General features: G+C 48.2%; 4 protein-coding genes. All 4 read left to right on the top strand.

What is annotated here, in order from left to right; genetic code table 11:
* Window positions 1-13: 13 nt before the first annotated feature.
* Complete coding sequence (locus tag NO352_RS09785) at window positions 14-2,785, top strand: type I polyketide synthase (RefSeq protein ID WP_289355509.1); 2,772 nt, start codon at window positions 14-16, stop codon at window positions 2,783-2,785.
* Window positions 2,754-7,517: a non-ribosomal peptide synthetase gene (locus tag NO352_RS09790; protein WP_289355510.1), complete on the top strand. Its 4,764-nt coding sequence runs from the start codon at window positions 2,754-2,756 to the stop codon at window positions 7,515-7,517. Before NO352_RS09785 ends, NO352_RS09790 begins: the two co-directional genes overlap by 32 nt.
* A gap of 232 nt (window positions 7,518-7,749) precedes the next feature.
* Complete coding sequence (locus tag NO352_RS09795; RefSeq protein WP_353961246.1) at window positions 7,750-8,325, top strand: TetR/AcrR family transcriptional regulator; 576 nt, start codon at window positions 7,750-7,752, stop codon at window positions 8,323-8,325.
* Window positions 8,326-8,468: 143 nt separating this feature from the next.
* Window positions 8,469-11,681, top strand: a complete 3,213-nt coding sequence (locus tag NO352_RS09800) for a bifunctional cytochrome P450/NADPH--P450 reductase (protein ID WP_289355512.1) — start codon at window positions 8,469-8,471, stop codon at window positions 11,679-11,681.
* The last annotated feature ends 105 nt before the right edge of the window (window positions 11,682-11,786 follow it).

Raw genomic sequence — 11,786 nt, forward strand, 5'->3', positions numbered from 1 at the left:
AGGGGTGAACCACTTGTTACGAGATGAAACATTATGGGAGCAAGGAATCGCTGTCATCGGCATGTCCGGGAGATTTCCCGGAGCTGAGGATGTAGACGCATATTGGAAACTGTTAAGCCAGGGCGATCTAGGAGTTCGCTTCTATACAGATGAGGAACTGCTGCAAGCGGGGGTTCGGGAAGAAGTTCTACAGGATTCCCAATATATTAAAGCAAAAGGGGTGTTGGATGACCCGGTCATGTTTGATGCCGCTTTTTTCGGAATGAATCCCCGTGAAGCGGAATGGACCGACCCCCAGCAAAGGCTGTTTCTCGAATGTGCGCATGAGGCACTGGAGAATGCAGGCTGGATTTCCGACGGCTATCCCGGACGGATCGGGGTCTATGGCGGCTGCTCGCTAAGCACTTACTTGTTGAACCATATTATTGCTTACGGACTCGATCAAGGATTGGGAGATATCACCTCCATTGTATCAAGCAATGATAAGGATTTCTTGACAAGTCGCGTATCATACAAGCTTGATTTAAAAGGTCCTGCAGTGACCGTACAAACAGCGTGCTCCACTTCTTTGGTCGCTGTACATATGGCATGTCAGTCTCTTATGAGCGGGGAGTGCGACATTGCGTTGGCAGGCGGAAGCACCGTTACGTTCCCCAATCATTCCGGATACAAGTACCAGGAAGGCATGATTTTGTCTCCTGATGGAATCTGCCGCGCTTTCGATAGTGAGGCTCAGGGAAGTGTCCCCGGCAACGGCGTTGGGATCGTAGTACTGAAGCGTCTAGAAAAGGCCGCGGCAGACGGGGACTTCATCTATGCTGTAATTCGCGGTACCGCGATTAACAATGACGGTGCACTTAAGGCAGGTTTCACTGCCCCTAGCCCGGAAGGTCAGGCTGACGTAGTTGCAGAAGCCTTGGCGATCGCCGATGTCCATCCCGAGACGATATCATATGTCGAAGCCCACGGCACGGCTACTATAGTTGGAGATCCAATCGAAATCGAAGGATTAACGATGGCTTATCGGCAGTGGACAGATTTAATCGGATACTGCGCAATCGGTTCCGTTAAAACGAATATCGGCCATCTCGACTGTGCCGCAGGAGTGGCAGGATTCATCAAGACGGTGCTCGCCCTTCATCATCGCCAAATTCCACCTTCCCTCCATTTTAAAGCACCGAATCCGCAAATCGATTTTACGGAAAGCCCGTTCTACGTTAATACGGAACTGAGGGACTGGGAAGATGCGAGATATCCTAGGCGTGCGGGAGTAAGCTCTTTCGGCATCGGGTCAACGAACGCTCATGTCGTCCTGGAGGAAGCACCCCTGACAGAAAGCGATGCTTGCTTGCGGCCTTGGCACAGCTTGCTTATATCCGCTAAATCGGAGAAGGCACTTGCCGCAGCTTGCGAAAGGATGGCTGGCTATTTAACTAGAAACCCTTTTATACCATTCGAAGAAATTACTTATACAACGCAGGTTGGCAGAAAAGCATACCCGTTCCGCAAAGCCGTAGTTTGCCGAAATGCCGCCGATGCACAGCGCATGCTGGCCTTTAAACCGGATTCGGAAAAGATTCGGAGCACAGATGAACAACCAATGACTGTATGGATACTTCTCCCTTGGTTGGAGGAGAGCCTTTCCGGGTTACTAGAGTTGTACAGAACTGAACCGCTCTTCTGCCGCGAATTAAATGAAGCAATTGAAAAAGCTGAGTCTGTCAGCGGACTAGAATTGAAAGCCGTATTTAAAGGCTTCTTAAACGATGCCCACGCTAATCAGCAGCATCATCCACTGCAATTAAATTCACGCATAAAACTACTGATCTCAGTAGCGGCTTCTTACAGTCTTGCTTCAGTATTGAATCACATGGGGCAAACGCCCGATCGAATTGGGGGTAAAGAAGAAGGGGAGTATGCGGCCGCCTGCATCGCTGGGTGTTGTTCATTGGAAGAAGCCTTCAAGCTTACGCTTGCCCGGCAAGACTTTATAGAAAATGGAGACATCGAGAAGTTCGCCAATACAGTCAATGGCATACGCTTTGCTGCTCCCCGCATCCCAACCTTGAATGCGGAGATGAATATCGCATTATATAAAGAATCGGAATTGACGGCAAAAATCAGAGAACGGTCGCTAAGTTCAGAAATTACAGAAGCGCTCAAGGATGGGCGATGGAGAGCGATAGCGATCGGATCACCACTGCACACCTACACAAACGGGGATGAAAATTCTTTAAGCTGCTACGACTTTCATTCTTGGGCGGACACTTTGGCAGCAATTTGGGAAGCGGGCAACGAAATGAATTGGCAGGCGCGTTATGCGTTAGAGAAGAGAAGAAGAATGCCGCTGCCAACTTATCCATTTGAAAGACAACGCTATGAAATTCCAAACTCGAGAGGCTTCGACGCATCCTTCCCGAACGCGAAAAGCAATGAAAGACAGGAGGAACCGGAATACCCGGCTCCACTAGAATACGAGAGCCCGCGTCAGTACGTGGAGCAGAAGCTTATTGTATTTTTCGAAGAGGTTCTCGGCATGCCGGAGCTGGACATACATGCTCCATTCTATGAGCTTGGGGCTGACTCTCTGAATAAAATGCAGGTTATATCACGAATTCGGGAGATGTACCCGATCTCGCTGAATGTGCAGGAATTGTATGCGGCTGAAACCATTTCCGAGCTTGCAGACATTATCGAACTAGCCTATATCGAACTGCTGGAAAAAGAAGAAGAGGAAGGAGAGGAAAAAACCCATGACCAATCGGCATTCGTTAGCACAACGTAGAGCGCAGTTATCGGACAAGCAGCGGGCGATGCTAGAAAAAATGCTTCAAGGGGACGTCAAAGCTGATCACGCTCCTTCCTCTGACAGGCATGAGATTCCGGTTCGCCAAAAAAAAGAAAAGCATCGGCTTTCGTACGCCCAACAGAGGCTATGGCTATTTTCTACCCTGGAGCCGGAATCAACGGCGTATAACTTGGTTTACGGCATGAGGCTGAGGGGAGATTTGCAGGTCGAAGCATTCGAGAAAAGCCTGCAGGAACTCGTAAAACGGCACGAGGTTCTGCGCACCGTATTTCACGAGGAGGACGGAAGTCCTTATCAACTCGTGCTGGATGACATGGATATGCCGCTGGAGCGGAAAGACTTGCGGGAAGTACCGCCAAGCGAACAGGATGAAGCGGTGAAACAGCATATGTCCTTGATTAGTAGGCCGTTTGATCTCACACATGGACCGCTGCTTAGGGCGATTCTTCTATGCCTTGCTGATAGGGAGCATGTACTGCTGATTTCCTTTCATCATATCATTACTGATGGTTGGTCCCACCATGTATTTGGCAAGGAGCTGCTGGAGTATTATCTTTCCTTCGTTAGCGGAGAGGCGGAGCGCATGCCCGCCCTTCGCGTGCAGTATGCGGACTTTGCGGAGTGGCAGCGGGAACGGTACTGCGAGAACGCGCTTCAAGAACAGTTATCGTATTGGAAACAAAAGCTGGCTGGAGCGCCGGAACTGCTTCAGCTTCCGACAGATCGCCCGCGCCCTGCACGGCAGCAATATACGGGAAAGAAGCTTAGCTTCGATCTTCCGCAGCAGTTATCGACAAGGCTTTTCCAACTCGCTGCCGAGGAGAAGGCCACTTCCTTTATGCTGTTAATGGCAGCATTTCAGACGCTTATGCATCGCTATACCGGTGAGGAAGATATTTGCGTTGGAACCGCGATATCAGGCAGAAACCACAAAGATGTGGAATCTATGATCGGTTTTTTTGTCAATACGCTCGTCATTCGTTCTGAGATCACTGCAAATTTGCCGTTCCGCGAGCTGCTTCGCCAAGTTCGAAAGCATGCGTTGGAAGCCTATGCATATCAAGATGTTCCGTTCGAGCTTGTAGTGGAGAAGGTGGCTGGGACGCGAAGCTTGGGTTATTCGCCATTGTTCCAGGTCATGTTCACGCTTCAAAATACGCCTGTAATTGATGTTGAAATAGCTGACCTGACATTCGAGCCTTTACACGTAAATACGGAGACAACTCTCTTCGATCTGACTCTTGAAGTGATTGAGAGGGGCGGGAGCTGGAAAGGAACTTTTACATACAATCAAAGTCTATTTGAAGAAGCAACGGTGAAGAAAATGATAAGGCACTTTCTGATGCTGCTTTCCAGTATTGCAGACCATCCAGACACCCCTGTCAAATCTTTGCCGATATTGCTGGAAGATGAGCGTAATCTGCTGCTGAATGTATGGAACAGGACCGAGCAGGAATTCTCCCCTTGCGAAACCCTTCACCGGATGGTGATCGCACAAGCTGAGGCAGAACCGGATCGGATTGCCGTTCAGAACGGAGCCGAAATTCTAACCTATATAGAGCTAGCGGCTCGCTCTGATCGTCTGGCCCATTACCTGATCAAGCAGGGCAGCGGGCCGGGGACGGTTACTGCAATATGTCTCAACCGTTCGCCTGAACTGGTCATTGCCCAATTGGCCGCGCTTAAAGCGGGCGGTGCGTACTTGCCCATTGATCCTGAGATGCTGGTGGAACGAATTGCTCATATCCTAGCAGATTCCAAGGCGTCTAATTTACTGACGAGTCGTTCTCTGCATGAGCATATCGCATCACGCTGTGAGACCAGAATCAAGATGGAACATGAAGGGATCGTTCTAGCTTCGCGGAATGGTTACAAAGAGGCGAGTCCACTGATCGACAAAGTCATTGGCAGTGACGCAGCTTATGTCATTTATACATCCGGTTCAACGGGTAATCCTAAAGGGACAATAATCCCGCATGCATCGGTTGTCAACTTCATGCACTGGTATAAAGACATTTCGGCATTAACGTCCACTGACCGCGTTTGCTTTGCCGTCGGTGTTGGCTTCGATATGTCCGTCGCGGAAATTTGGGGGTCACTGATCTGCGGTGCATCGTTATGGATTCCGCCCGAAGAAATAAGACTTCAGCCCGAGTTGCTGCGAGACTGGATGGTGGACAATGCGATCACGTTTGCCTTTCTTCCAACACCGATAGTCGAGCTATTAGTCAATATTCCTTGGCCTGAACATACCTCTCTGCGCCGTTTATTCACGGGGGGAGACAAATGGAACGCAACGCTTCCAATCGGACTTCCGTTTGATGTATATGAAGCATATGGTCCCACGGAGTGCACGATCGCCAGCACTTATCGCATCATTGAACCGGGACATGCGCATAGCCCCGCTCATATTGGTAGGCCGCTCGCAAATACAAAAATATATATTGTGGATAAAATGCTGCAGCCAACCCCGATAGGTATTCCCGGGGAACTGTGCATCGGCGGAATCGCGGTCGGCAGCGGTTATTTGCGAATGCCGTCGATGACCAACGAGAAGTTCATACCGGATCCGTTTTCGTTACGAGAGGGAGCGCGGTTATACCGCAGCGGAGACCGGGCCCGCTATTTGCCGGATGGACGTATCCAGTTTCTTGGGAGATTGGACGATCAGGTGAAAGTTCGGGGCTTCCGTATCGAGCTTGGTGAAATTGAAGCGGCGCTTGCCGCACAACCTTCTATAAAAGAAGCGGTCGTGATCCTGAGGGAGGATATCCCTGGAGATAAACGAATTACGGCTTACATGACAGGAAATACAAAGATTGCGCCGGACATAGAAGTCCTTCGTCGCGCTCTTAAAGAGCGTTTACCTGATTATATGATTCCAACGGCATTTGTTGCGCTTGATCGACTTCCGCTCAATAATAATGGCAAAATCAACCGGAAGGCGCTGCCGAAGCCGAATGAGGATAGCATGTCTAATGATCCGTCCGACGAACCACGCAATGATATCGAAAAGCTGTTGTGCGGTATAATGTCTAATCTGCTTGGACTTGGCAGGGTCGGAATACATCAGAACTATTTCGAGATCGGCGGCGATTCGATCAAGACGATGATGCTGATATCCCGTGCAAGACAAGCGGGTGTATCGATATCCCATGAGCAAATTTACCAATATCAGTCTGTTGCGGAATTAAGCGGAGTTATTGCCGAGTGCGACAAGGGAACGGTTGCTGCCCACGACGAAAAAGCAGTGCGAGAGAACGAAGCCGATGCGGGCTTTTCATTAGTAGGATTGAACCGAAGCGATGTTGCCGCTATTGCCTCCTTGGATCCTGAAGAGATTGAGGACGTATATCCGGTTACGCCGCTACAAGATTACATGCTTGATACCTTGCTGAACAATCCTGAACCGGCTCAGTTTTTTGTAAATATGGTCATGCGCTTTACGGACAAATTGGAGCCTGAACTCATGACACAGGCCTGGAATCGAGTGGCAAATCATTATGCATTAACGAGGACGTCCATCTTCCATGAAGGATTCGACCAACCGATACAGGTTATGCGGCGGAATGTTCGTATACCGGTTCACTACGCGGATTGGCGCGAATGGGATGCTGACCGTCAATTTCATGAACTGATGCGATATCAGGATGTTCAACTGTGTGCAAGTAATATTGCTTATATCAAACGGCCGACTACTTATGAAGTCATGTTTGCTCGGATAGGAGATCGCGAGCATTTCCTGGTTATGAGCTGTTCGTATTTGCTGATGGACGGGTGGAGTCATTTTATTGTCTTGGCCGAAGTGCTCAAATGCTATTACAGTCTGGTGGAGAGCAGGTCTTATCAGCTCCCGCCGGTACGCAATTATCGGAATTACATAGCATGGTTGCAGCAGCAAGATATAGAACAATCTAAGCGATATTGGATAGCGGAACTTGCTGGCTTCCGCCATGCGACCCCGCTTATCGAAAATGCTCCGCATAATCGGGGGAGGTCAGGAACTGGCGGCTTCGCGAAACAATACGTCGAATTCGAGGTCTCTGCTCCGCACATGGTGAAAGAGCTAATCCGTCAAAGTGGTGTAACAATGAGCGTAGTGTTTCAATTGTCTTGGGCGCTGCTTTTGGCTCGTTATACAGGTCAGCGCGATGTATTGTTCGGCGTCATGTCGACTGGCAGACACCCGGAATTCGAAGGGATTGAGGAGATAGTTGGTCCTGCAATCAATACGCTCCCCATGAGGATACGTTTGCTTGAAGACGAAAATGTATTGCAGATCCTCAAGCAAATTCAAGCGAAGCAGCTTCGATTGACGAAATATGATTATACACCGCTCAAGAAAGTCCGGGAGTGGAGCGGACTAGCGGATAATCAGATCCTGTTTGAGTCATACATGATTGTTCAGAACCTCGGATCATACTTTGATATCGCCATCGAAATGGATGAGGATGAGATTCCGTTGGTTAACGAGTATGGCAAGTCGCTTGCGATTTTCAACTCCGGTACGCCGCTGCGCATTGATGTCGTTGGGACTTTGGAGGGGAGCTGTCAAATTTATATGACCTATCTTAAAGCGCGTTTCCGCGACGAATCGATCTTGCAAATGCTCTCGGATCTTCAGAATATGTTCAATGACCTCTGCCTCCATCCGCATCAAAGCATTGCAAGCTTGATCTCTGCAACCCCTGAGCCTGCATTCATTTAAGTGAAGCAGAAAGGGGGGATGTGGATACATCCAATAAGAAGGTTGAAAAATTCATGCGAAGGAGCAGAATGCGAAAGCATCTGCTCTTTTCGTTTTTCTTTCAGCAGAAAGCTTCATTACATGCTAGATTTCATTGCACAAAATGAATTTTAGAACTATCGCATTCAGTTCTTGAATCTTCGAATCGCATGGTATATTATGTAAGGGAATGAACATTCATTCCGCATAAAGGGTGATACGATTGTCCACTAACAAAAGAGAAGACATTTTACACGCCGCATTACATCTATTTACCGCACGCGGGTACGATGCAACAACCGTACCAATGATCGCTGATCGGGCCAATGTTGGCGCTGGCACCATTTACCGATACTTTGAGAACAAGGAGGAGCTGCTGAATTCCTTATTCCAAGAATGTACTGAAAAATTTTTCCATTCCGTTTCACAAGGATTTCCTGAAGCTGCAACTGCTCGCGCACAGTTCCATCATATTTTTGTTCAGACCATTTATTTTGCAAAGGAAAATAGAGAGGCTTTTTCGTTCATAGATTCACATTTGAATCCTAGATTGCTGGATGAGAAAAGTCTGAAGACATTCGAAGTAGGCATGGATTTTATCCGACACTTTTTAATCAAAGGACAACAGGAGGGCACAATCTCCCCGTTGCCTCCCAATGCACTGATCTCCATTTTCTATGGGGCTCTTGTTAAATTATTCGAAACAATACGAGCAGAGGTGCTGGAGGAGACGAACGAGCTTCTTGCTGGCGTGGAGGAGTGCTGCTGGAATGCGATCCGAGTCCATTAACTCGGATGTCTTCTGCACATTACGGAATGAATATTCATTCCTATGATTTGAAATCATGATTTTTATTGCTATCCTGCACAACACGGCATCTTATGAGCTACCTCTTACGAAATGTTAGATACCATCCGAGGAGGCAAAATTATATGTCAATTTCGATTCCACAGCCCAAAACATATGGCCCGTTAGGAAATGTACCTCAATTGAATCCAAATACTCCGATACTGTCATTCATGAACCTTGCCGAGCAATACGGTGAAATCTACCGGATGAAGCTCCCATTTGGAACGCTGCATGTTGTCTCTGGCTACGAGTTGGCTAAAGAATTTAGCGACACTGCGCGCTTCGGTAAAATCGTGGACAAAACAATCTTGAACAATGTGCGCGCCTACGCAGGGGACGGATTGTTCACCTCTGAGACCAACGATCCGAACTGGAAAAAGGCCCATAATATTTTATTGCCAAGCTTCAGCCGTACAGCAATGCGAGGCTACTTCGATAAGATGCTTGATTTAGCGATGCAGCTTATCCAGAAGTGGTCTCGCCTAAATCCCGATGATCAAATCGAGGTGCCAGAGGATATGACAAGGCTAGCTATGGATACGATCGGGCTATGCGGCTTTAATTACCGCTTCAACAGCTTCTACCGTGATCAGCCTCACCCGTTTGTAACGAGTATGGTTCGGGCTTTGGAGGAATCCTTGAATCAAGCGCAGCGGCTTGGCATTCAGGATATGCTTATGGTCAAAACACGGCGGCAATTCCAGCAGGACATTGATGTCATGTTCTCCCTAGTTGATAAAATGATCGCTGAACGCAAAGCTCATGATCATGAAGGGGCAAACGACTTATTAGCTTATATGCTGAAAGGAAGAGACCCTGATACGGGCGAATCATTGGATGATGCAAACATTCGATATCAAATTATTACGTTCTTGGTAGCCGGACATGAAACAACGAGCGGCTTATTGTCATTCGCCCTATATTTTCTACTGAACAATCGTGATAAGCTGCAAAAAGGCTATGAGGAAGTAGATCGTGTACTGAAGGATCCTGTTCCTACCTATACACAGGTCAAGAACTTGAAATATATCCGCATGATTCTCGATGAATCACTGCGCCTATGGCCGACAGCCCCTGCCTTCAACTTGCTTGTGAAGCAAGATACGCTGCTCGCGGATAGATATGAGATGAAGCAAGGAGATCGCTTGCTCCTTTTGCTCCCTCAATTGCACCGTGATCCTGCTGCCTGGGGAAGTGATGCACACGAATTCCGCCCAGAAAGATTCGAGGATCCGAGCCGAATTCCCCACGATGCCTACAAGCCGTTCGGCATCGGACAGCGTGCGTGCATCGGGCAGCAATTTGCTCTGCAAGAGGCGACGCTAATGCTCGGACTTATTCTCAAAAATTTTGAACTCATCGATCATACGAATTATCAATTGAAGCTAATGGAGTCGCTCACGATAAAACCCGAGGGATTTATGATGCGAGTTCGCCCGCGTCGCACTCGCAACGAAGCAATTTCCGTTCATGGCGGTCAGCGCGTTCAATCTATTTTAGAAACAACGGCCATTTCAGAATTGAATTCGAGCTTTCCTCACAATATTCCGCTCCTCGTACTGTATGGCTCTAATCTTGGCACAGCAGAGGGAATTGCCCGCGAACTGGCGGAGAAAGGCCGACAACTAGGCTTCAAAAGTAAAGTAGCGCCCCTTAACGATTATGCAGCGGACTTGCCCAAGGAAGGCATTACGTTTATTGTGACAGCATCATATAACGGTCAGCCGCCCAGCAATGCACGACGCTTCGTAAAGTGGCTAAAGGAAGTGGAGCCAGAATCATTGAAAGGAGTTAGCTATTGTGTCTTTGGTTGCGGCGATCATAACTGGCCTAGTACCTATCAAAGCATTCCCATATTCATTGATGAACAGCTCGCGGCTAAAGGAGCGAATCGTTTGCTGCCTGTCGGACATGGCGATGCCAGCGGTGAATTCGAAACCGAAGTGGAGGAGTGGCGCGATAAGCTGTGGCCAGCAGTTATGCGTTCACTGGATTTGAAATTTGACGGAATTGATGGAATAGAAAAATCGACAGCTTCTTCTTTAACCGTAGAGGTTGTAAACATATCGGTTGAATCGCCGTTTGCCGATGCATACAATGTCCATTGTGCAACGATCCTCGACAATCACGAGCTGCAAAGGGGTGGAAACGGGCGCAGTACACGCCATATCGAGATTGAATTGCCTGAAGGAGTGTCTTATCTTGAAGGGGATCATTTAGGCGTGTTCCCTATCAATGCGGATAATCTAGTCGAACGGGTAATCAGCAGATTTGACTTAAATGGAAGCGATCATGTGGTGTTGCGAACTACAGGGAATAGTCCTTCCCATTTGCCATTACATCGCCCTGTACTGATAAATGATCTTCTAAGCCGGAGCGTCGAACTTCAGGAGCCTGCCACTCGAGCACAAATTCGCGAGCTTGCCGCATTGACGGTATGTCCTCCGCACCGAATTGAATTAGAAGCACTGCTTGAGGCAGAGAGCTACAGACAGAACATCCTTGAAAAGCGAGTATCGATGTTAGATTTACTTGAAAAATATGAGGCTTGCTTAATGACGTTTGAGCGCTTTTTAGAGCTGCTCCCGCCACTAAAAATACGATACTACTCGATATCCAGTTCCCCTCGCGTACAGCCGAATCAGATTAGTCTCACGGTAGGGGTCGTACAGAGCCCAGCTTGGAATGGACGCCATGAATATCGAGGCGTTGCTTCCAATTTTCTTGCAGACAGACAACCAGGCGAATCAATCATGATGTTCATTCAGCCGCCGCAATCCAATTTCCGGCTGCCGGAGGATCCGAGTACACCTATTATTATGGTAGGACCCGGAGTAGGGATTGCGCCGTTTCGTGGATTTATTCAAGCCCGGCAGGCCATGAAGGAGCAAGGGATTTCGCTTGGCAGCGCGTATCTTTATTTTGGCTGTCGAGATGCGACGGATCATATCTATGAGGAAGAGCTTAAGCAATATCAATTAGAGGGAATTGTTACGGTACACACCGCATTTTCTCGAATTGCGGGTCAACCAAAAACATATGTCCAGCATCTTATCAAGCAGCAACAGCACGAAGTGATCGGTCTCCTTGATCAGGGAGCAATATTCTATGTGTGCGGTGATGGAAGCGCTATGTCACCAGATGTGGAGGCAACACTTAAGCAGATGTATCAAGACGTTCATGGTGTTGGCGAGACGAAAGCGAACAGATGGCTGGAGCAGCTCGGGGCCGACGGGAGATATGTGAAAGATGTATGGGCAGGCAGAAAGCTTAATTACCAAACAAGTTGTAAATGAGTTGCAGGACAAGGGCGCCCTAGATGGGCGCCCTTTATCATTTGGATAGTTCAACTAGGTCATTCGTGTGATTGTGTTGAAAGGACAGGCTTTATATACTTGATT

It is taken from the genome of Paenibacillus sp. S-12 (assembly GCF_030363895.1).
GTDB lineage: Bacteria > Bacillota > Bacilli > Paenibacillales > Paenibacillaceae > Paenibacillus_B > Paenibacillus_B alvei.